Annotated in this window: 25 protein-coding genes; 19 read left to right on the forward strand and 6 right to left on the reverse strand. The window is 37.0% G+C overall.

Annotated features, from left to right (window positions below; all coding sequences use genetic code 11):
• Positions 1-81 precede the first annotated feature (81 nt).
• From ftsY to FJR04_RS00150, 3 genes are all read left to right on the forward strand, one after another.
• Positions 82-1,566, forward strand: coding sequence for a signal recognition particle-docking protein FtsY (ftsY, locus tag FJR04_RS00140; RefSeq protein WP_168490694.1), 1,485 nt, complete (start codon positions 82-84; stop codon positions 1,564-1,566).
• A 500-nt stretch (positions 1,567-2,066) separates the two neighbouring features.
• Positions 2,067-2,231, forward strand: a complete 165-nt coding sequence (locus tag FJR04_RS00145; RefSeq protein WP_168490696.1) for a hypothetical protein — start codon at positions 2,067-2,069, stop codon at positions 2,229-2,231.
• A 380-nt stretch (positions 2,232-2,611) separates the two neighbouring features.
• Entirely contained in the window at positions 2,612-3,997 is a 1,386-nt protein-coding gene (locus FJR04_RS00150) for a PP2C family protein-serine/threonine phosphatase (RefSeq protein ID WP_168490698.1), read from the forward strand.
• 4 nt (positions 3,998-4,001) lie between these two features.
• Here FJR04_RS00150 and FJR04_RS00155 read toward each other — a convergent pair whose 3' ends face one another.
• The gene (locus FJR04_RS00155; RefSeq protein WP_168490701.1) at positions 4,002-4,451 is read right to left on the reverse strand and encodes a DUF29 domain-containing protein; all 450 of its coding nucleotides are present in this window, start codon (positions 4,449-4,451) and stop codon (positions 4,002-4,004) included.
• 183 nt (positions 4,452-4,634) lie between these two features.
• Between FJR04_RS00155 and FJR04_RS00160 the strand changes: the two genes are divergently transcribed.
• Both FJR04_RS00160 and FJR04_RS00165 read left to right on the forward strand, forming a co-directional pair.
• Complete coding sequence (locus tag FJR04_RS00160; protein ID WP_168490703.1) at positions 4,635-5,561, forward strand: hypothetical protein; 927 nt, start codon at positions 4,635-4,637, stop codon at positions 5,559-5,561.
• A gap of 53 nt (positions 5,562-5,614) precedes the next feature.
• Positions 5,615-6,595 (forward strand): protein rep, encoded by a 981-nt coding sequence (locus tag FJR04_RS00165; RefSeq protein ID WP_371418249.1) that lies wholly within the window; start codon positions 5,615-5,617, stop codon positions 6,593-6,595.
• Between the two features lie 6 nt (positions 6,596-6,601).
• Here FJR04_RS00165 and FJR04_RS00170 read toward each other — a convergent pair whose 3' ends face one another.
• The gene (locus FJR04_RS00170; protein ID WP_168490704.1) at positions 6,602-6,922 is read right to left on the reverse strand and encodes a hypothetical protein; all 321 of its coding nucleotides are present in this window, start codon (positions 6,920-6,922) and stop codon (positions 6,602-6,604) included.
• Positions 6,923-7,491: 569 nt separating this feature from the next.
• Between FJR04_RS00170 and FJR04_RS00180 the strand changes: the two genes are divergently transcribed.
• The 8 genes from FJR04_RS00180 to FJR04_RS00220 all read left to right on the forward strand — a co-directional run bounded on the left by FJR04_RS00180 (position 7,492) and on the right by FJR04_RS00220 (position 15,298).
• Positions 7,492-7,767 (forward strand): hypothetical protein, encoded by a 276-nt coding sequence (locus FJR04_RS00180; RefSeq protein ID WP_168490705.1) that lies wholly within the window; start codon positions 7,492-7,494, stop codon positions 7,765-7,767.
• A 134-nt stretch (positions 7,768-7,901) separates the two neighbouring features.
• A complete protein-coding gene (locus FJR04_RS00190; RefSeq protein WP_168490706.1) occupies positions 7,902-8,699 on the forward strand; it encodes an Rpn family recombination-promoting nuclease/putative transposase in 798 nt (265 codons plus the stop codon).
• A gap of 295 nt (positions 8,700-8,994) precedes the next feature.
• Positions 8,995-9,540 (forward strand): photosystem II reaction center PsbP, encoded by a 546-nt coding sequence (psbP, locus tag FJR04_RS00195; protein WP_168490707.1) that lies wholly within the window; start codon positions 8,995-8,997, stop codon positions 9,538-9,540.
• A 75-nt stretch (positions 9,541-9,615) separates the two neighbouring features.
• Complete coding sequence (locus tag FJR04_RS00200) at positions 9,616-10,209, forward strand: nucleoside triphosphate pyrophosphatase (protein WP_168490708.1); 594 nt, start codon at positions 9,616-9,618, stop codon at positions 10,207-10,209.
• 137 nt (positions 10,210-10,346) lie between these two features.
• Entirely contained in the window at positions 10,347-11,075 is a 729-nt protein-coding gene (locus FJR04_RS00205; RefSeq protein WP_217359192.1) for a phycocyanobilin:ferredoxin oxidoreductase, read from the forward strand.
• 774 nt (positions 11,076-11,849) lie between these two features.
• Complete coding sequence (locus tag FJR04_RS00210; protein ID WP_168490710.1) at positions 11,850-13,268, forward strand: HlyD family efflux transporter periplasmic adaptor subunit; 1,419 nt, start codon at positions 11,850-11,852, stop codon at positions 13,266-13,268.
• Positions 13,269-13,333: 65 nt separating this feature from the next.
• Positions 13,334-14,488 (forward strand): ABC transporter permease DevC, encoded by a 1,155-nt coding sequence (gene devC, locus FJR04_RS00215; RefSeq protein ID WP_168490712.1) that lies wholly within the window; start codon positions 13,334-13,336, stop codon positions 14,486-14,488.
• A 90-nt stretch (positions 14,489-14,578) separates the two neighbouring features.
• A complete protein-coding gene (locus FJR04_RS00220) occupies positions 14,579-15,298 on the forward strand; it encodes a DevA family ABC transporter ATP-binding protein (protein WP_168490715.1) in 720 nt (239 codons plus the stop codon).
• A gap of 90 nt (positions 15,299-15,388) precedes the next feature.
• Here the strand turns inward: FJR04_RS00220 and FJR04_RS00225 are convergent, their stop codons facing one another.
• On the reverse strand, positions 15,389-16,174 hold the full coding sequence (locus FJR04_RS00225) for a hypothetical protein (RefSeq protein ID WP_174763484.1): 786 nt from the start codon (positions 16,172-16,174) through the stop codon (positions 15,389-15,391).
• 102 nt (positions 16,175-16,276) lie between these two features.
• On the opposite strand from FJR04_RS00225, the gene FJR04_RS00230 reads away from it, so the two are divergent.
• From FJR04_RS00230 to FJR04_RS00245, 4 genes are all read left to right on the forward strand, one after another.
• Positions 16,277-17,092: an HAD-IIB family hydrolase gene (locus FJR04_RS00230; RefSeq protein WP_168490716.1), complete on the forward strand. Its 816-nt coding sequence runs from the start codon at positions 16,277-16,279 to the stop codon at positions 17,090-17,092.
• A gap of 471 nt (positions 17,093-17,563) precedes the next feature.
• The gene (locus FJR04_RS00235; RefSeq protein WP_168490717.1) at positions 17,564-17,902 is read left to right on the forward strand and encodes a Mo-dependent nitrogenase C-terminal domain-containing protein; all 339 of its coding nucleotides are present in this window, start codon (positions 17,564-17,566) and stop codon (positions 17,900-17,902) included.
• 23 nt (positions 17,903-17,925) lie between these two features.
• The gene (locus tag FJR04_RS00240; RefSeq protein ID WP_168490718.1) at positions 17,926-18,198 is read left to right on the forward strand and encodes a cupin domain-containing protein; all 273 of its coding nucleotides are present in this window, start codon (positions 17,926-17,928) and stop codon (positions 18,196-18,198) included.
• A gap of 57 nt (positions 18,199-18,255) precedes the next feature.
• The gene (locus FJR04_RS00245; RefSeq protein ID WP_168490719.1) at positions 18,256-18,528 is read left to right on the forward strand and encodes a hypothetical protein; all 273 of its coding nucleotides are present in this window, start codon (positions 18,256-18,258) and stop codon (positions 18,526-18,528) included.
• A gap of 1 nt (position 18,529) precedes the next feature.
• Here FJR04_RS00245 and FJR04_RS00250 read toward each other — a convergent pair whose 3' ends face one another.
• Genes FJR04_RS00250 through FJR04_RS00260 form a run of 3 tightly spaced genes read right to left on the reverse strand, consistent with a single transcriptional unit; the run spans position 18,530 to position 20,404 of the window.
• Positions 18,530-18,961, reverse strand: a complete 432-nt coding sequence (locus FJR04_RS00250; protein WP_168490721.1) for an NUDIX hydrolase — start codon at positions 18,959-18,961, stop codon at positions 18,530-18,532.
• An 8-nt stretch (positions 18,962-18,969) separates the two neighbouring features.
• Positions 18,970-19,422 (reverse strand): DUF3531 family protein, encoded by a 453-nt coding sequence (locus tag FJR04_RS00255; RefSeq protein WP_168490722.1) that lies wholly within the window; start codon positions 19,420-19,422, stop codon positions 18,970-18,972.
• A gap of 52 nt (positions 19,423-19,474) precedes the next feature.
• Positions 19,475-20,404, reverse strand: a complete 930-nt coding sequence (locus tag FJR04_RS00260) for a Sll0314/Alr1548 family TPR repeat-containing protein (protein WP_168490724.1) — start codon at positions 20,402-20,404, stop codon at positions 19,475-19,477.
• 121 nt (positions 20,405-20,525) lie between these two features.
• Between FJR04_RS00260 and FJR04_RS00265 the strand changes: the two genes are divergently transcribed.
• Together FJR04_RS00265 and rsmG are read left to right on the forward strand one after the other, a co-directional pair.
• The gene (locus tag FJR04_RS00265) at positions 20,526-21,218 is read left to right on the forward strand and encodes an ABC transporter ATP-binding protein (protein WP_254445171.1); all 693 of its coding nucleotides are present in this window, start codon (positions 20,526-20,528) and stop codon (positions 21,216-21,218) included.
• 26 nt (positions 21,219-21,244) lie between these two features.
• Complete coding sequence (rsmG, locus tag FJR04_RS00270) at positions 21,245-22,000, forward strand: 16S rRNA (guanine(527)-N(7))-methyltransferase RsmG (RefSeq protein ID WP_168490726.1); 756 nt, start codon at positions 21,245-21,247, stop codon at positions 21,998-22,000.
• Positions 22,001-22,026 lie beyond the last annotated feature (26 nt).

The following is a 22,026-nucleotide window of genomic DNA, read 5'->3' on the forward strand; positions in this document are numbered from 1 at the left end:
CTGAGCGTAGCCGAAGGGTTGGTCACTGGTCTCTAACTTCTGACTGATAATTAAATTCTTATCTAAAATAAACTACAAACAATGGCTTTTAATTGGTTTCGTCGTCCAAATAATGAATCTGCTGAACTTCCTACTCCCGAAACTCAAGAGGAAACACCCGCAGTAGAAGCAACTCAGCCAGAAACAACAGCACCAGACACGGCTGATTTATTGGCATTTGCCAAAGCTGCTTATAAGAATATTCAGGAAAAACAACAAATTGAGACAGAAGCACCTGTAAGTGTTGAGGAAGATACTACTACAGCAGAAATAGTAGAAACTGGAGTTGAGGAAGTAACTGCACTGGAAGAAACAGAAACACCAGCCGCAGAAATTACTGAAGATATCCTGAGTGAATCACAACCAGAAATAGAAACAGCTAATTTATCTTTTTTAGAACGAGCGGCGGCGGAAAGAGAAGCCAAACAAGAGAAATTAATCGCTAGTGCGATCGCCACGGATGTTCCAGAGACACCGATAACAACGACAATAGAACCAGAAGTAGAAATTCCGGAACTGGTATTTGATGATGGGTTTAGGTGGTCAGCAGAGGTTTTAGCCGCCCAAGGCAGAAAAGCCGAAGATATTTCCATAGAAGAAATTACTTGGTTGAAAAAACTTCGTCAAGGTTTAGATAAAACTCGGCGGAATATTCTCAATCAACTGAAATCAATTGTTGGTCAAGGTCCTCTTAATCAAGAGGCTGTCAACGAAATTGAATCTGTGCTGCTACAAGCAGATGTAGGGGTAGAAGCAACAGACTATATTATTAGTGCTTTACAAAAAAAATTACTCGCAGAAGTAACTCCACCAGAACAGGCGATCGCCTATCTCAAAGAAATTCTGAGAGAAATGCTAGATGCACCATTGCAAAACAACTCAAAACCTAGTTTTGCACCAGAAAAAGACAGCCTCACCATTTGGTTAATTACCGGAGTTAACGGGGCTGGAAAAACTACCACCATTGGGAAAATTTCCCACCTGGCGCAAAAATCTGGTTATAAATGCTTAATTGGTGCGGCTGATACCTTCCGGGCGGCCGCGGTAGAACAAGTGAAAGTTTGGGGAAATAGAAGCGGTGTAGAAGTAATCGCCAATCCAGGGAAAAACACAGATCCAGCCGCAGTAGTATTTGATGCGATCGCTGCTGCCCAATCTAGAGAAACCGAACTGTTATTAATAGATACGGCTGGAAGACTGCAAAACAAAAAAAACCTCATGGACGAACTCAGCAAAATTCGCAGAATCATTGACAAAAAAGCCCCTAATGCCCGCGTTGAATCCCTTTTAGTGCTAGATGCGACTCTAGGACAAAATGGCCTGCGACAAGCTGAAGTATTTTCCCAAGCAGCCCAACTCAGCGGCGTTGTCTTAACCAAATTAGACGGAACAGCCAAAGGAGGCGTAGCCCTCGCCGTCGTCCAACAGCTAGGCTTACCAATTCGTTTTATTGGTGCTGGTGAAGGAATTGAAGACTTGCGTCCATTCTCTAGTTATGAGTTTGTAGAAGCACTATTGAGTAGTTAGCACCCAGACTGAGTTCAAAATTCAAAAAATTCATACAACAGGAGTCGGAGGGGCGAAGCATTTGGGCGATAAATTATCGGTTTTTTCCCAGTAGGGGCGAAGCATTCGGGCGACAAATTTTCGGTTTTTCCCCAAGTTTATTTTCCGAATGCTTCGCCCTTACACTTTTCCGAATGCTGATGCTTCCAGTCCCGTCAGGGATACGCCCTTACACTGAATGCTGATGCTTCCAGCACGCTTCGCGAACGCTCCTACTTGGACAAAAATGGATAATTTCTATAGTCAATAAACCTGTAAAGCTGATGGAATCAGGCTTTGAGAATCTCAAATCTCAAATTTCAACCCCAAAATGGTAGATTTCATCCTTCTGCTTTAAGATATTTTCACAAAAAATGGGGAATTTTTACATAAAAGAAATCTATCTAAGGAAACATTTCGAGAATTTATGGTATATAGGTTAAATGTTTGCAGCTAAAATTTGCACATTTTTGATTAAAAGCATGATTACAACTCTGTTTTTACCAAAACCCTATCAACTCAAAAACCAGATGGTGTTTGGTTTGATCATTACTAATACAGCAGAATTCACCCCATCAGTAGAGATGTTCCACCAAAACGTCTGTACAAGAAGCAGGAGTGAAAGTCGGTTGATGCTGAACTTTTGATTTTCAGTTTGTATCTTCTGCACTTGCAACCTGCTGTATCTATTCTCTAAGTTATAGAGGTAATTTTGTTGAGGACAAACTTTTATTTCTCAAGATATATGAATGGCTAATTCAGTTATGAAAAAATTGGAGGCTGCTAATTAATCATAAAAATCACTGATTGCCAAAGATTTATTTTTGACAACTCAGAAAATTCATTATCATTGAGAATCAACCCCAAAAATTTTTGTCAGCAAATATAATACTTGAAAAAATCCGTTCCCTAGTTCTGATACTCTTGCTAAAATAACGAATTTCGTTCAATATGATCTAACAATTTATCAAGAAAGAGTATTTATAGAGAACTACAAATTTGCTATTCTCAACTGCAATATTAACCTGTGTCCCAATTTCCCCCTCATCCTACTGATAGCAATAACAGTGCCACAACAGATGTCACTCCTGTGGTGGCGCTAAAAGAACTTGTGGCCAGGCTGCATCGAGAACAAAATAAAATTCAAGACTTGCTGAGTTCTTTGGGATTTGCCCTCAGAAGTTTTAATAATTTAAATCAGTTTTTGGAACTGATTCCCCTAATGGCTACAAGGGTTACAGATGCAGAAGGTAGCGCACTTTTTCTTTATAAACCCAACGGACAAATTAGATTAGAACAACTACATTGGCAAGATAGTCAGCAAAGAAAAAATATTAGAAAAGCCCTAGAAAACGCTAGTAGTCAAATTACCCTTTTACCTAATTCCTTTCCCCCAGCTATATCCACAGGAATTTTAGATGATCAAATGCACCGTTGTTTGGGTCCAGATGTGCAAATATTTGGAACAGCTATTTTAGTCAAACATACAGAACGGGGTTGGTTGTATGTTTTAAGTCGTGATCCAGAATATAGTTGGACAGAAACTAGACAAAAATTAGTGCGGTTAGTAGCGGATCAAACAGCAGTTGCAATTGAAAATGATGAACTTGCTGTAGAACTCAGAAAAAAAGAACGTTTAGATCAAGAGTTAGAAATTGGTGCGGAAATTCAACGCCGACTTTTACCGCGTCAATGTCCAAATATTCCTGGTTTATCTTTAGCAGCACGTTGTAAACCCGCTAATCGTGTGGGTGGTGATTACTATGATTTTATTCCTACTAGTCAAAACCAGTTAAAATCTCACCTCCAAGAATCTACAGAAAATGCTAGTTGGGGTTTGGTAATTGGGGATGTTATGGGTAAAGGTGTTCCCGCAGGTTTGATTATGACCATGTTGCGGGGAATGTTGCGAGGTGAAGTATTACACGGTAACTCTCCAGCCGGAATTTTACAAAATTTGAATCGCGTTATGTATGCGGATTTGGAAAATTCCCACCGTTTTGTAACTATGTTTTATTCAGAATATGACCCGCAAACGCGGATTTTATCTTATAGTAATGCAGCCCATAATCCGCCTTTATGGTGGCACGCAGCGACAAAAAGTGTCACCCGTTTGGATACATTGGGAATGTTAATTGGTTTAGATGCTAATAGTGAATATGAAGATGCTCAGGCACAGTTAGAATCTGGGGATACAGTTATTTATTATACAGATGGTTTAACGGAAGCGGCAGCGGCTGGAGGCGATCGCTTTGATGAAGATAATTTTGTTACATCCTTCAGAACAGCTTGTAAGTATTGCAATACTCCCCAGGAAATTGTGGAATATCTATTTGATCAAGTTGAGCAATTCATCGGTTCTGATAGGCAAAATACCGATGATATGACGTTGGTGGTTTTGCAGATTTTGTGATGGTTTATGGCAAAAATTCTATGTCCAGAATTTGAGTCACAGTGTAAGGTAAATCTGTTGGAAAGGTACTTTGGTTAATTCCAGTTTCGTTACTTGCGAGTTTTTTTCCTCTGCGGTAACACTCAACTAAAACTTCTTCTAGATAAGGGTTAAGACTGGGACTATCTTGGAGTAAATCTTCAATACGGTTTCTTTGTTCTGCGATCGTATTTTGCCAAGAGCTACTTCGCAAATTAGGCTGATATTGCCATTTTAGCAAATGCTGTAACAATACCTCCAATCGGCTTTTTAACTCTCGTCGCTCTGACCTTCCCAAGCTTTCAATCTCCTCAACAACGGCTTCCCAATCTACCCCTTCCCATTTCCCAGCACGAATTAATTCAGCCGTTTGCTGTGTCCATGCTACAAAATCAGTATCATACAACTGGATTGCTGTCTTGGAAATAGAAACCATGATATTTTTGCAATCTTGTTTGGATGGGTTATTAATAATCTTATTTTAACTCTAAGTCTGTAGAAAATAGATGTACGCAGATGAACTTGGATAACTTGGTGTGCAGTTGCGTATATTTGCGGTTTTGTTTTGAGACATTAAAATATAAACTGGCAATCAAAAATCTATTCAAAAATTAGGACTATGGGATTTATCGACGCAATTTTTGGAGGGTTTGGATCTTTTGTTATCAAGGGAATCAACACAGCTCATCAACTAGCAAAAAATTATATTGCTAGACTTGTTGATGAGGCTTTAAAAGAGAGAGTTGTAGAAAACCAGTCTGCATCAAATCCAACTTCTGTTACTGTCAATGTTTACAATGTTCAAAAGGTTCAAAATGATATCAAAAACATTGACCTTGAGCAAACAGAGATTGAGAAAAAGCGGGCGCATGATGGTTCTCTCAACTTAAGTGATAGAGAGAAATTAGAAGAACTCAAAAAGCAAGGTGAAGATAAATTTGAGCAGTGGCAAAAGGCTAAAACTCAGGAAGTTGTCACTGAACAGGCAAAAAATCCTGATTCCTATGAAACATCATTCTTGAATAATGATAAGGTTCATCTACTTCAGTTTCAGATGGGGCAAGTTGTCTTAGAAAAACGATGTGTGTGCGGTAGACCAATGATTTTACAGCATAGAAATCGCGCTGACGGTAGTATATTTCTATTGGGTGATTTTTTTTGGTCATGTGTTGGTTATTACAATAATCAATGTAGAGGTACACAGTCATTTCAGACGCAAGATATCGGGCTATTGCACAAAGCAAATATACTTGAACTTCAGTTATCAAATACCGAACTCAGTCAAAGTTTTACACGTCCATTAATTCAAACGACCGTTGTTCGTCTTAGACAACATTTAAGAGAGGAAGATAAGGATATACTCTGTCCAATACATCATGTACCTATGATTTTGCGAGAAAAAGACAAATCTAACCACTCAAACATTGTTCTAGATATGTTTTATCTAAAATGCCCACATTTTCAATGTCAGCAGATGGTGAAGTTGAAATCACTTGCACAAATTGCAGCATTTTTACATCGGAAAGAAGAACGTGGAATCTTTTAATAACTGCAAGTTAAGCATTTTCTAAACTTATCAAAAAGCCATTCAGTAAATTTGTGTCTACTCCAAAATCAGATAAAAGCTGTAATTTTTCTCCTCCCAAAAAATATCAACAAATTCAAAATACACCAAATTTAACAGATGTTGATCCTAAAGGTAAAACTTGGGAAAAACATCGAATTAATGCTGATAAAGTTGCTGAATATTACGCAAAATCAGATAATGACAGTTTTAATGCGTATGCTTGGCGGGTGAAAAGCTGTTCTGAGTGGCTAGAGTTTCGTTTAATTCCAGAAGAATCAGCAGATATTCTCAAGTTAAAATTAACAAATGCGAGATTCTGTCGAGTGCGTCACTGTCCGGTTTGTCAGTGGAGACGTTCTATGATGTGGAAAGCAAAAGCTTATCAGATTCTCCCTCAAGTTGTCACAGATTACCCTAAATACCGTTGGTTGTTTATCACTCTGACGGTAAGAAATTGCAACATTGAAGAACTCAGAGAAACCTTAGATGAAATAAACAAAGCTTTTAAACGTTTATCCGAGTTGAAAGCTTGGCCAGCTAAAGGTTGGGTAAAGTCTATAGAAGTCACCAAAGGTAAAGATGGAATATCAGCACACCCGCATATACACTTTTTAGCGATGGTACAGCCTTCATATTTCAGTCATGGCTATATTTCTCAAGCTAAATGGGTATCATTATGGCAGCAGTGTTTAAGGGTTAATTATCAGCCAGTAGTTGATGTCAGAGCGATCAAAAAACATCATGATCCAAAGGTGGTAATTCCTGAAATTCTGAAATATCAGGTAAAAGAGTCTGATTTATTGGATGATAGGGAATGGTTTCTAGAGTTAACCCGTCAACTACACAAAACTAGAGCGATCGCAGTTGGGGGAGTTCTCAGACATTATATGCGAGAATTAGAAGAGAAAAATCAAGACCTCATTGGTGAGAGTGAAGAGATAGATGAGGTTGAAGATAATAGTATATATTTCGGATGGAATAGAAGATTACATAAGTACATAATAGAGGGATAACTAAGATTAGTCAAAATACTGACTATCGGGTAAATGAGGAGGTTTCAGCCCTCTGAAAAAAGTAGATGTATTTCTCAGAAGATACAGAGTATAAGCGGCAAACCTGGGATTAGGATATCGAGAAGCAAGGGAATAATACAAAGAAACAGGTGCAATAAACCAGATACACTTAGTATGTATATAGGAACGTTCACCAATAACATGAAATAAAGGAAGCCAAGAAAGAAAAAGAGGATGTGTAAGGAAAGAGTGAGAAACATAAAGTCTGCCAACAGGAATACCCTCAAACTTGGGATAACGGGTAAAAATAGAAAACTCAACAATCATTGAAAAACCTCAAATAAACAAAATGATTTTTAAACTAGAGTCATTTATCCTCACCACCAAACAGGCGATAGCCTTGTAGATGAATGGGAGAACAAATAATATCCAAAAAAACAAATGTGCGCTACGCGCAAATAAAAACAGCTTTGTCTTTCACATTGAGATTAATGACAAAGTAAAAACTCCCAATTACATAGTGTTGTAGTAAATGGGAGTTTAAAATAGCCTTCACTTGAAACTAATAAATATCTTCCAAAGAATTTCATGAAATAAAAATGATCTCACCAAAACAATGGCGGATCGGTTTCATTTGGGAAAATGGAAATGCTTATAATGTAGAAATAGTGGATTAGCATTAGGAGAAAATGTCATAAAAAACAACTTATTACATATATAGATTTGCGCCTTTGTCGCTATTTTAGACTTTCAGATGGTTATTTTTTAAGACTGCAAAATGCTTATGAAATAATGGAAGCCAAAAGAAATTTAGGAGAAATTTTAAATCAAATTATTCCTCATTCTTTACTTACGACAGATTAACATAAATACGTTATATCTTCTTATCTGTTATAATGGTAAATAATAAAGTTACCAGCAAAGTAATGATTAAATTACAAGAATTGCAAGAACAGGTATTAGAATTACCAATCAAAGAACGCTGGACTCTTGCACAAACCTTACTAGCATCAATTCAACAAGAAACACTATCTTCTATTCCTACTCAACCCACCCTAGAAACCTTATCTGAACTTGACCCCTGGACACAAAGCCTCATAGGTGTAATTCGCTTAGAATCAGAAAATTCAGAGGAAAGTTATGTTAATTACCTAGAGGAGAAATATAGTTAAAAAATGACATTTTACAAAATTAGTTTAACTCAACAATTGGGTAAATTAGAAGCAGAATTACTAGAACAGGCGCAAAATATTCTGCGGCAATACCTGAGCTTAAATAACAATTAATCATATTTTTTCAAATCCTCATGTATGACAACATCTGCAAATTCTTAGCCGAAAACTTCAAAGACGATTTAGCAACATGGTTACTAGGTTCACCAATTAAATTAACGGAAATTAGCCCCACAGAATTATCAAACGAACCAATTCGCGCTGATTCATTAATTTTATTACAATCAGAAGAATTAGTTTTACACATCGAATTTCAAACCGACCCCGACGAAAATATAGCATTTAGAATGTTAGATTATCGAATCAGGGGATATCGTCGCTTTCCTCACAAAAAAATGCGTCAAATAGTCATCTATTTGCGAAAAACAGGATCAGAATTAGTCAATGAAAACAGTTTTAAATTAGAAAGAACCTATCACGAGTTTGATGTCATCCGCTTGTGGGAACAACCAACAGAGAAATTTCTCACAGTTCCCGGTTTATTACCCTTTGCGGTGCTAAGTCAAACAAAAGATCCTACAATGGTATTAACCCAAGTCGCCCAAGCTGTTGAAACAATTACCAATCAACAGCAACAAAGAAATATAGCTGCGGCTAGTGGAATCTTAGCAGGTCTGGTGTTAAAGCAAGATGTAATTAGGAAAATTTTCAGGAGTGAGATTATGCGCGAATCAGTCATTTATCAAGAAATCCTAAAAGAAGGTAAAGCTGAAGGTAAAGCTGAAGGTAAAGCTGAAGGTAAAGCTGAAAAAGCCAGAAATGTGGCTTTAAACTTGTTACGAATTGGTATGAGTTTAGAACAAATTTCTCAAGTTACGGAATTATCTCTTGAGCAAGTTCAAGCTTTACAAAAGGAGATTCTGGAGTCTTAATTTTAACTATAGTGATTCTCCTGGGGATGAAATACACTTTGGCCTCTTTCCTAAAAAGAAAGAGGTTTTGAATATTACTTCCTGGCTAGAGAATTGGTTTGGGGTTAGGTCAGCCATAATTGCTAAGGAATGTTCTGCAAATTTTAGACAAAAATAAAGCAGTTGCTTGGGTTGAAGTATCGCTTAAAAATCAAGACGATCGCCATACTCCAAAACGTACCTAATTAATGGGAGAATAAAAATTTGCAATCATCCTTGACTTATTATTGCTTTCAGCCCAAAGGAATTTTGAAAAATGTGGAAACGAATTACTTTAATCTTGTTACTGGTATTGAGCTTCAGCCTAAGTAGTCCTAGTGTAGCTGCTGCGGCTGGACTAAAAAGCTTTGTTGATAGTGCTGATGGTTATCAGTTTGCTTATCCTAACGGTTGGTTACAGGTTAAAGTTGCCGATGGTCCAGATGTGGTATTTCACGATTTAATTGAAGTATCAGAAAATGTCTCTGTGGTGATTAGTCCTGTTCCCGAAGGTAAAACTTTACCAGAATTGGGAACACCTTCAGAAGTTGGTTATAAATTAGGTAAGGCGGCTCTTGCTCCTGTAGATTCTGGCCGTACTGCTGAATTAATCAATGCTGCTCAAAAAGAAGTAGATGGTAAAATTTACTACTTACTAGAATATGAAGTTAAACTTCCTAATAACCAAGAAAGACACAATATATCTAGTGTAGCTGTGAGCCGTGGTAAGCTTTTTACCTTTAATGCTTCTGTACCTCAAAGACGATGGAAAAAACTGCAACGCATGATTGATGAAGTCGTTAGTTCTTTCTCTGTCTATTAATTAAGTAACTGGGGATTGGGGACTGGGAACAGAATTTTTTGGTGAGCAATTACCTATTACCCGATATTTTTGATTATGACTATTCCTCAATTTGTACTTGCTTCTGCTTCTCCAGCGCGTCGTCGTTTGCTGCAAACTGTGGGTATTGAAGCAATAATTTGTCCTAGTGATTTTGATGAATCACAAATACAATTAAATGAACCAGGGGAATTAGTAAAAACTTTGGCTCAGTGTAAAGCTGAAACTGTAATTTCTCAGTTTCCATCGGCTTTGGTAATGGGTTGTGATTCTGTTTTGGCTATGGATGGCGAAATTTATGGTAAACCTGGAAATGCGAATGAAGCGATCGCTCGTTGGCAATTAATGCAAGGTAATTTTGGTGATTTGTATACAGGCCATGTTTTGATTGATACGACTAAAAATCAGACTCTAGTTAAATGTCAAGTTACTAGGGTTTATTTTGCCAAGATGAGCGATCGCGCAATTCAAGCTTATGTAGCTACAGGTGAACCCCTCCAATGTGCTGGAGCATTCGCTATTGAAGGGTTTGGAAGTTTATTTGTGGAAAAAATCGCAGGTTGTCATAGCAACGTCATTGGTTTGAGTTTACCATTACTGCGGCTGATGATAGGGGAATTAGGATATGAAGTTACGGATTTTTGGCAATAATCTATTCTGCTTACTGTTTTGATCTAAAAAATTACTTTTCAATCACAATTTTCAGTTAACCAATTACTATTTCCAAACACAACAGAATAGTACAGATAGTTGTAAACTAAACAATAAATTGTATTTTCCAAATAATTATGTCTTCTACACCTTCCCTGCGTGAACAACAACATCCCCTAATTTGTCAACTAGCTGATTGCATTGAAGCAGTTTGGCATAAACACCTAGACTTATCACCTTACAATTTACCAGCGGAATTGGGATATGTGGAAGGGAGATTAGAAGGAGAAAAACTGATTATAGAAAATCGCTGTTATCAAAGTACTCAGTTTCGCAAAATGCACTTAGAACTGGCCAGAGTGGGGAATATGTTGGATATTCTGCACTGTGTAATGTTTCCCCGTCCAGAATATGATATACCCATGTTTGGCTGTGATTTAGTCGGAGGTAGAGGTCAAATTAGTGCGGCTATCGCTGATCTTTCTCCTGTCAACTTGGAGCGGATTTTACCAGATGGTTATAATTCTGCTTTGGGTAATTTAACCAAGTTTAATTTTTCCCAACCCCGTGAATTACCTGAATGGGGAAACATCTTTTCAGATTTTTGTCTCTTCATTCGTCCTGCTTCCCCAGAAGAAGAAACAATGTTTCTCACACAGGTTCAATCATTTTTAGAAATACATTGTACACAAGCGATCGCATCTAGTCCAGTTGCACCAGAAAAAGTAGCCTCGATTAGAGCCGGACAATACAATTACTGTAGCAAACAGCAACAAAATGATAAAACCCGTCGAGTCCTAGAAAAGGCATTTGGTATAGATTGGGCAGAAAATTATATGACTACAGTTTTATTTGACTTACCATAATTACTGGTGGAACTTCAGAAAAGTTCCCAGCAAATCATGACATATTCTGATTACTAAAAAGCAGCTACATTTTTGATACACCATCAAAAATAAAAAGCTGCTATTACTATATCTGTAAGCTGCGTTACGTTTTCTCTCAACTGATAAATGTAGAATTTACATGAAGTAATCACCACCGATACTTTCCTAAGAGAGAACTAACGTTAATTACCCAAATTGCCAAGCTAATTTACCTATCCCCCGCGATATGCTCATTTGTCAACTTTAAACTTTCTTAATTTTCCTGATCAAAAGTAATCAATTAACCGGATATTTTAAAAATTGCTAGGAATGTACACAAAACTCTCAAATTCCTCTCAATCAACCATAAGCATGGGAGTTGGAAACTGTTATTTATTACTCAGATAAATCAAGGTGAAACTTGATATAGATTAGCTTTATCACTACCAGAAACTATCAATTATCATCCTTTTTACCCATCTCCTCAATCATGAAATGGGAAATATTGATGATTGATTCAATTTGCCAATTTTAGACCAGGTGGACTTGAGACAAAAATTTTCATTTCAGTAGACGACATCGAAGCAAATTTTAAATTAGGGATTTTGGATTGAATAATTCAAAGTCTTCAATTTACACACTTATTTCCATACTCACCCGCCTTATCACTGAGTCCTAATTTAAAGACTCAGGGTGATTAATTCCACTACAGCTAATTTACTTTTTTAGTTTTTTAGTTTTATCACCAAAATTCAGATAAATAGGTCACATATCATGTCAAGGGTGAATGAACAGTCAAAATTTAAAGAAAAGTCACTTGAACAACCTAAAATTTGGTTGAGTATTGCCGTAGCCCTACCAGTAGCGATCGCTGCCGGGTTACTAGCTACAGCCAGAATGGAACAATTGAAAAAACTGACTTCTGCTGTATCCATAGCACCAGTTCCTAATACTGTTACTGCCATAGGACGCTTAGAACCAAAAGGAGAAGTAATTAAACTTTCTGCCCCAGCAGGGTTATCAGGCAGTTCACGAGTCCAACAACTTTTAGTTAGAGAAGGACAACGAGTTCAACAAGGGCAAGTTGTGGCTATTTTAGATAGTCGAGACACTAGCATGGCAGTTCTCGAAGAAGCCAAAGCCAGACTTCAAGAATCCCGCGCCAATTTAGCCCAAGTCAGCGCCGGTCCACCAAGAGACGCTCAAGCCCAAAGATTTATTGTTGCTCGATTACAAGCCCAGTTAGCGGGAGAAAAAGAAGCTCAACAAGCGACAATTAGCAGAATTGCCGCCCAGTTAAGTGGTGAAAAAGTTGCCCAGCAAGCAACAGTCAACCGCTTAGAAGCAGAACTAGTAGGGCAACGAGGTTCTTTAAAAGCTAACATGGAGCGCATTCGAGCCGAACAACGCAATGCTCAAGTAGATTATGGACGCTATGAATTTTTATACAGTCAAGGTGCTATTTCTCAACAAGAACGCGATCGCCGGAGACTAAGTGCAGTCACAACAAATCAACAATTAATAGAAAGTCAAGCCAGTTTAAAACGGGCAATAGAAACCATCCAACAACAAGTTTCTGAAGCTAGAGCAACTCAAATTCAAACCCTCGCTACCTTGCAGCAGCAATTAATTGAAGCTACAGCCAACCGTAACAAAACTATCAGCACATTACAAAGACAAATAGATGAAGAAAGAGAGAGATTAAGCAGAATATTAGTAGTTAGTCCCTTAAATATTCAAGTAGCTCAATCCCAAGTTACTAATGCACTTGCCATAGTCAGAAAAGCTCAAGCAGAACTTCAACAAAGCTATGTCAAAGCACCTAGTTCTGGTGAAATATTAAAAATTCACACCAAATCAGGTGAAATAATGAGTGCCAATGGTATTGCCGAAATTGGCCAAACTGATCAAATGTTTGTAGTTGCAGAAGTTCCTGAAGATAGCATTAGTAAAATCCGTTTAGGTCAAACAGCTACTATCTCTAGTCATAACGGCGCATTTGATGGTGAATTAAAAGGCATGATTACGGAAATCGGTAGAAAAATTGGTAAGAAAGATGTCCTCAATAACGATCCAGCCGCAGATATTGATGCCAGAGTTATCGAAGTAAAAATTGCCCTATCTCCAGAATTTAACAAGCGAGTTTCAGGTTTAACTAATGCAAAAGTTACGGTGGAAATTAATTCAAATTAATTTCCTGTTGTCCTGAAAAATATTGATGTTCAACTATTTAGTATCAAGATTCAAAAGGCTAGAACATGACAGGAAAAATACCTTTATCTTGGCTACAACTGACAAGAGAAAAAACTCGCCTAGCGGTAGCTTTGTCAGGTATTGCTTTTGCTGATATTTTAATGTTCATGCAGCTCGGTTTTCGAGATGCTCTCTATTACAGTAACGTTAGAATGCACACCAGTTTAGTAGGTGACATAGTTTTAATTAACAGTCAATCTAATGCTGTGCTGTCAATGAAAAGCTTTTCTCAACGACGCTTATATAAAGCCTTGGATTTACCAAGTGTTCAATCAGTACATCCTCTTTATTTAGACTATACAAGCTGGAGTAATCCCGTCACAGGTCGTCCCAGAAATATCTTAATTTTTGGGATGAATCCAGAAGTTAATTTATTTGATTTACCTGGAGTTGAGGAAAATCTTAATAAACTCAAACTTCCTGATGTCGTTTTATATGACCGTTCTTCTAGGGTGGAATATGGACCTATTGCTGATACTTTTAATGAAGGTAAAATTGTTACAGCCGAAGTGCGAAGAAGACGAATTAAGGTAGCTGGTTTATTTACTTTAGGTGCATCTTTTGGTGCAGATGGAAATTTAATTACCAGTGATGTTAACTTTTTACGAATTTTTAATAACCGTCAACCGGGATTAATTGATATTGGCATCATTAAACTAAAACCAGGTGCAGATTCCATTCAAGTAGCTCAACAATTGCGGAGTTATCTGCCTACAGATATCAATGTTTTAACCAAAGAAGAATTTATTGCATTTGAAAGAAATTATTGGGCAAGTAGTACGGCTATTGGCTTTATTTTTACGTTAGGAACAATTATGGGTTTTATTGTAGGAACTGTAATTGTTTATCAAATTCTGTATACAGAAGTCAACGATCATTTATCTGAATATGCTACTCTCAAAGCCATAGGTTATACTCAAAACTATTTACTAACAGTGATTCTTCAAGAAGCTTTTTTATTAGCTGTTGTTGGTTATTTACCTGGATTTGCCTGCGCTCTTGTTCTTTACAATGTTGCTAGAGATGCTACACTTTTGCCCATATTTATGAGTTATAATCGCGCCATTATGGTAATCATGTTAACTATTTTAATGTGCTTTATTTCGGGAATGATTGCTATTCGTAAATTAAGCTCTGCCGATCCAGCAGATATTTTTTAATAGTTTGATTTATAACATATTCTTTCAACTTTCTTTCCTACCTCCTAAATGGGCGCAGACCCTGCGCCCCTACCTCCTAACTTCTTAATTATGATCAACAAAGAACCTGTAATTTCTATTAAAAATATTAATCACTACTATGGTAGAGGAACTCTGAGAAAACAGATTTTATTTGATATTAGTTTGGAAATCTATGCTGGTGAAATTGTGATTATGACGGGACCATCAGGTTCAGGGAAAACAACATTATTGAGTTTAATTGGTGGATTAAGATCGGTACAAGATGGCAGTCTCAAATTTTTAGGCGAAGAACTATGTGGTGCTAGTCAAAGTAAACTAGTACATATGCGACGAAATATTGGTTACATTTTCCAAGCTCACAATTTATTAGGTTTTTTAACTGCTAGACAAAATGTGCAAATGGCCGTGGAATTAAATAATAGTATTTCCCAATCAGCCGCTATTTCTCAGTCAGAAGCAATGTTAACATCTGTAGGTTTGCAAGAACGCGTTAATTACTATCCAGATAACTTATCTGGTGGACAAAAACAAAGAATAGCGATCGCTCGCGCACTAGTCAACCATCCCCCCTTAGTCTTAGCAGATGAACCAACAGCCGCTTTAGACAAACAATCAGGAAGAGATGTCGTAGAAATCATGCAGCGTCTAGCTAAAGAACAAGGAACTGCTATTTTATTAGTAACCCATGATAACCGGATTTTAGATATTGCCGATCGCATTGTAGAAATGGAAGATGGTCTTCTTACCCGTGATGCTCAAAATATAACCCCAAAGTCCCCAAACAAATAATCACAACTCGTTATCTATTTGAGCTTGGTAATTAGTAATAGGTAATTGGTGAGTAAATTTCTGTTTTCATCCTCTAAAATACGAATTTGCTTACTGCCGTCTTGTCGCCACAGGGGTTTGACGACTAGTTCTAAATGTCACATTAACTCCTTCATTTGACTGTTCCAGTACCAGCAAAGGAGTTGGTTTAGCCTTTTGATCCCAGTGCATATAAACAATCCGACCTTGAATAGTGGGTTGCCAGGTATCATCTTCTTCTCTAGGACTCAAATAAGTTTCTATACAATCAATGATTTGACTGATAGTAGCCGAAGTCGCTTGAGTTGGTAACTTCATTAACCGAATTTGTACTCGGAATAACACCCGCTTAACAATATTTGGGGCTACACCAGTTTCATGTTCGACATCGAACGTTTCATCTACCTGTTTACCAGTGCTACTAGCAACCCCTACTGCACCTTGGCTAGATTGACTAGGACGCAATGCTTGAGAGATCTTATCTTTAACCTTGAGTTTAATTTGATTAACCAGCGCAAAATGGAATACCTCCTCTGACATCCGCATTCGTAGATAATCGAGGTTAAAATCCCGTGAGTGAACTAAATCCGGATTAGTTTCCATTTTGCGAATAGTTTCTAAAGCTAACTTCAGTTTTTTCTCTAATTCGCGCGTGCGGAATTTTTCAAACTTCAGTTTTTTCTCATCCTTTTTGATCAAAATTTTGCCATACACAATTAAAGCAACTAGAGCTATAAGCAGTCCTCCACTCGCAAAGAGTAGTAAAGGTGGACTTTGGGACTCATTAGCGGGTACGACTTTATTTGTTTTTATTGTCTTTGACCCAGAAGATTGAGCCAGAAAAATTGTACTGACCATAATTTACAACCTGAAACCATTAACTCTGATGTTTAGGATGCCCCAATCTTGCCTAGTAATGTACTGTGTTATAAATATTTTTTACACTGTCCTGATAATTTTATGTACAGACCCATTAGTGACTTTGGCAAGCATCTCATAAATATACAGCAGTTGTCTGATAGAACATCTACGCATTTATACCAAATTTGCCTTTTAGCCACAGACATGGATGGTACATTGACTAAGTATGGCAAATTTACATCTAAACTGCTAGATACTTTAGAGAATTTAGCAGCAGTGAAAGTTCCGGTACTAATTGTCACTGGACGTTCCGCTGGGTGGGTAAGTGCCATCAGTAGCTTAATGCCCATTGTCGGTGCTATAGCTGAAAACGGCGGGTTGTTTTATCCATCCAGTAATTCTGAACCTGTAACATTAACACCTATTGCTGATTTAACCAGCCATAGAGAACATTTAGCTAGAACCTTTGCCAACTTACAAACGTATTTTCCACAAATCCAAGAATCTGCTGATAATCGGTTTCGAGTCACTGACTGGACATTTGATCTTACTTCATTGACAACCGATGAACTCAAAAATATAGGTAATCTTTGCGAACAGATGGGTTGGGGATTCACTTATAGTAATGTACAGTGCCATATTAAACCCCAAGGACAAGATAAGGCGATCGGTTTATTAAAGGTATTACGTCAATATTTTCCTACATACTTCCCAGAACAGGTGATTACTGTTGGTGATAGTCCTAATGATGAAAGTTTATTTAACCAGCGTTATTTCCCTATTTCCGTAGGTGTGGCTAATATACGAGAATACGCAACTCAGTTACAACATCAACCTACTTATATCACTACAGCAGCAGAAGGAGATGGATTTTGCGAATTATGTAGTTATATTTTGCAAAGCTGTCAGCATTAAGAAAAAACCATTGATAGCAAAGAAAGAATATTACATCACTAACTAGCAAGATTCGACTCAAAAGCTGGTGGAATCTGCTTTTTTGATTCTGCTTTGTGGCAAATCTCGATTATGTCCTCTTGGAATCGAGATTAAGTAACTTATATAACATTTTTATTGATCTTTGATCACCTAAAATTAATTGTCATCGTTTCCTAATGCTTGGTTTCTAAACCATGACTGGAGGCTTTTTATATGAGATTACTATATGAAATATCAGGAATCTATAAGCTGAGGCTATACCATTTTTATATTTTCTTTGTTATTTTGTATTTAACAGGACAGTTATTTCACATAAAGCCAGTTTAAATAAAAATTAGTTCAACTACTTTACCTTTCCTCAAGTCCAGGACAAATTGTAGAAATAAGTTGTAGTATAAACTGCCAACTTGGTAAAATTTTCTCCAAATCGCCAACACAGGATTTACAGTCATGCTAAAAACAAATAGTCAGCCGATAATTCTCCATACTTTCATTAACCAAATTGCAGAAAATCATCAAGTTAGGTCTAAGTTTGATTTATTAAGAAAAGTACGTCAATGGTTTGATGCGATCGAAGTTGATAATCCTGAATTCGCTAAATTTATTGCTAAACTAATTCCTGCCCAATGTCCTTTTGAGCGTGATATCATCCTTTTCGGTCGAAAAATTGTTCACATTCCCCCTTTATGCAAATTTAACCCACTATATGACCAGTTTGTGGGCTTGCGTTTTCGGGCATTATGTTATTTAGTAGATGAGTGTGGAGAAGATATTCAATCTTACTACTAAAATTCAACTCTATTAAATGGCACATGGAAATTCAAGTCGCATATCAAGCTAGTCAAGTACATCTCAATGAGTTAGGTGTATTCAAATGGCCGATTTGGCAAAAGGAAATATCCAAATTCCCTTGGACTTACATTGAAGAAGAAACTTGCTACTTTTTAGAGGGTAATGTTATTGTTACTCCTGATGGCAAAGAAGCAGTCCACATGGGTAAGGGAGACTTAGTAACTTTTCCGGCTGGGATGTCTTGTACATGGGAAATTACTAGCGAAGTAACTAAACATTATTGCTTTAATTAATAATTCTGCAATCCAAATAACCTATCTTTAAAGATGTAAAATTGCTGTTATCTGGAAATGCACTATGAAAGTATTAATCCTAAAATATCTTCTACAACTAAATTAATTTCGGGAAAGGATGGGATTGACAATTTGACAATTTCTCTCCTCGACTTAGTGATTGAACGTCGCTATAACTATCTTCACCAGGATAGCGATAAACAACATAGGGCGGGAAAACCCCACCCCTACAGGTTTTGCGATTTAATGACTGTATCTCACAAAGAAAGAGTGCATACCGCTATAACCAATGCTACTATAGCAATCTTATGGAGAATTGCTATACTTTGATTTACAAATAATCAAAGAATATTTCGGGAACTAATCTTAATTCACCAGATTTAAATTTGGATATATCTATCCATAAGGCGCGATGTTGACGTTCTGGTGTTTCTGAAAAAGTTAAACTTTCAATTTGATAAAATTTAGGATCTGCAAAATCGCATTCATAAAGTTGAATTATTTCATGTCCTTGTTTACCGTTAAAAGTAAATAGGTTTTCAATACAATTCAAATAGCGAATATTGGTTAATTCAGCTTGAATTTCTTCTTGGAATTCTCTAGCTAAGGCTATACGGCTAGTTTCGCCAAATTCTACGCCACCACCTAAAGCCCGATAAAAGATTGATTGTTTGGTAGGATCATAACCTTCCGAAACAAATATTCTATTACCATCTCGAATTAGTGCGAGAACAATTACCCGAATTTTACCTTCTTTATTCATGGTTGCAATTAATTATCGTACATTGAAGAGGGGCGACTTTCACTATCTTCTATCGGCCAATCTGGATTTTCGCCACCAATATATAGTTCTTCAATAGTGACATACTCTTCTGTTAGTTGAGTTAGGGCGTTGATGAGAATGTCTAAGGCGATCGCATCACTTGTTCCTAAATCAAACCAACAACGCCCCCATTCTCCTTCATATTCAAATTCACCCATGTTGTGCATCAAAGCTAGTAAGCTTTTGTCATAACCTTTGGCATCATAATCCATGTAGCTGATATCAAGTCCTGTATCTTGGATTTGCAGATTTTCGGCATTAAATGCACCCAATTTACCTAGATAAAACCAAGAATTAAAGACTTCTTCTACATATTGTTTTTCCTGTTTTGAGGGAATGGTACTGAATTTCAACCAAATCCAAGCATCAAAAGGATTGAACTCGCGGAATTGAATTTGCATTTTTGTAATTGGTAATAGATAGAACCAGTAGTTTTCAACAACTGACTAATGACTACTGACTAATGACAGCATAAGCTTGATTGCGTTCATGTTCAATTTGTTTAACTAAATTGGCAGGAAGTTGGGATTTTTTGGTTAATGCTTTGTCAAAATGAGATATCGCTTCCTTAATTAAATTCTGGCTTTTTTCCTTTTTACCCTTTGCATAAAGAATTTGGGCTTTAAGATAATAAAGTTCTGGATTGTCAGCAGTGGTTTTTAAAGAACGATTGACATAATCTAAAGCCGGTGGGTATTGTTTCAAATCCCGGTATGCGATCGCAATACCTCTATCCACCAAATAACTAGGGGCGGCGTTTTTCTGTAATCGTTGAATGACATCATCAGGACTAGAAAAAGGCAAATTCACAGCTAACATTAAATCCATATAGCCGCGAATTAAGTTTAATTCTGGATCATTAGCAGAAATGCTTTCGGCTTTGTCAAGATACATATAGACTTTTCGTAACCGACTAAAGGCTTGAGATGCACCGTTTACAGTTCCTTCCCGTCTCAGAATTACCGCCCCTTCTAAAAAATGACCAACAGAACTGTATAAATTACCACGTAATGGGTCAATAGCAATGAGATTTTGTGCAGTTTCCAGGGTTTTTTTGCTGTTTTTGTCTAAACTAGTCCAATCTCCATTTTGATATGCTAAAGAAGCTTGGATTGCATAAATTAAAGGTTCATTGGGTTCGCTAGAGATAGCTTTTTGGAGATAATCTTTAGCTACGGGGTAATTTCCCTGCTGAAAAATCGCCTTAAAAGCGGCTTCTGTGCGATCGCCAATATTATGAGGATTTCGACTCCGAAACGGATCACCCGCAAAGGATGGATTTACCAAAAGATTTAAAAGTATTGACGTAGTAACCGTCACCTTTAAAAATGCAGGAACTCGACTGAATCTCATGAATGGAGACATAAAAAACTGTTTAAACATGATCATCCTCAGAATAATTACTGTTGAAATTGTTGTATCTATTACCTAGAATGCAAAAATAGTCAACTATAAATTACGTTTATTTCCAGCAGAATTTTCCATAACTTGGTAATCTTAACAAATGCTCTATCTCAAAAATCTAACTTATCACCCCACAGCCTGTCCCCAAGCAATTCTCCAATCCATTAATTTAGAATTACCACCCCAAAAACTGGGTTTAATAATTGGTCCTAGCGGTTCAGGTAAAAGCACCTTATTAGAAATTTTATCTGGATTAGCTGAACCCACATCTGGTGGAGTTTTCTGGAGAGAACAGGGACTCATAGCCGAACAATTACAACAACTAGCAGGTTTAGTATTTCAATTTCCAGAAAGGCACTTTTGTGGTGGTACAATTTTAGAAGAATTGCGTTTAGGACATCCAGAATTAGGAACAGAACAAGTTAAACAAGCATTAATAGAAGTTGGATTAGAGCATTTATCTTTGTCTACACCACCCCACGCTTTAAGCGGTGGACAACAACGGCGTTTAGCTTTAGCAGTGCAATTAATTCGTCAACCAAATTTATTATTATTAGATGAACCTACAGCAGGCTTAGACTGGTCAATGCGTCGCCAACTGGTAAATTTATTAGCCAAACTCAAAAAAGATTGGACACTATTAGTTGTAACACATGATGCTGGTGATATGTTACCGATAGCGGATTATTGTTGGAGACTAGATCATGGTGTCTTAAAATCAGGAGTCGTAGGGGCGCAGGGCCTGCGCCCATTAATGAGTGAGTCAGAAAGTAAATTAACCAATTACCCATAAAAACGTCAAAAATTTATTAAATACCAATGGATATAGAATCTTTACCTATAAACAGTTTGCCAGACATGGGGGAAATATGGCAAAAAACTCTGAATTGGCAACCTACAAATTTACAACAAAATCAATTTCAACAACTTTATCAATTAATCATTACTGGAAATCGTCAACTAAATTTAACTCGCATTACTGAACCGGACGAATTTTGGGAAAAACATCTTTGGGATTCTTTGCGGGGAATTGCACCAAAACAACAATTTATTCCCGGAATTGAAAAGGGTAAACGGATAATTGATATTGGTACAGGTGCAGGTTTTCCTGGTATCCCCATTTCTCTAGTTTTCCCGGATTCTCAAGTTACGCTTTTAGATTCTACACGCAAAAAAATTACTTTTATTGAGGAAATTTTATCTACACTTGCTCTCAGTAATACTCAAACTCTCCTGGGAAGAGCAGAAGAAATTGGTCAAGAAAATAAACACAGACAACATTATGATCTAGCTGTAATTCGGGCAGTAAGTAATGTTTCGGTTTGTGCTGAATATAGTTTACCTTTAGTGAAAAAAGGTGGTTTAGTAGTAATTTATCGTGGTAATTGGACAGAAGCAGAAAATCAAAGTTTAGAAGATGCTGTGATCCAATTGGGTGGAGTAATTGAATTAATTGAAGAATTTTCCACTCCATTAAGTAATAGCATTCGTCATTGTCTTTATTTACGAAAAGTAGCTAATACACCAATTAGTTTTCCCCGTGCAGTTGGGATACCTACTCAAAAACCAATTTAATTTTTCATTGTGCTATCAATCATCAA

Origin of the sequence: Anabaena sp. UHCC 0204 (assembly GCF_009711975.1) — a bacterium.
Lineage (GTDB): Bacteria > Cyanobacteriota > Cyanobacteriia > Cyanobacteriales > Nostocaceae > Dolichospermum.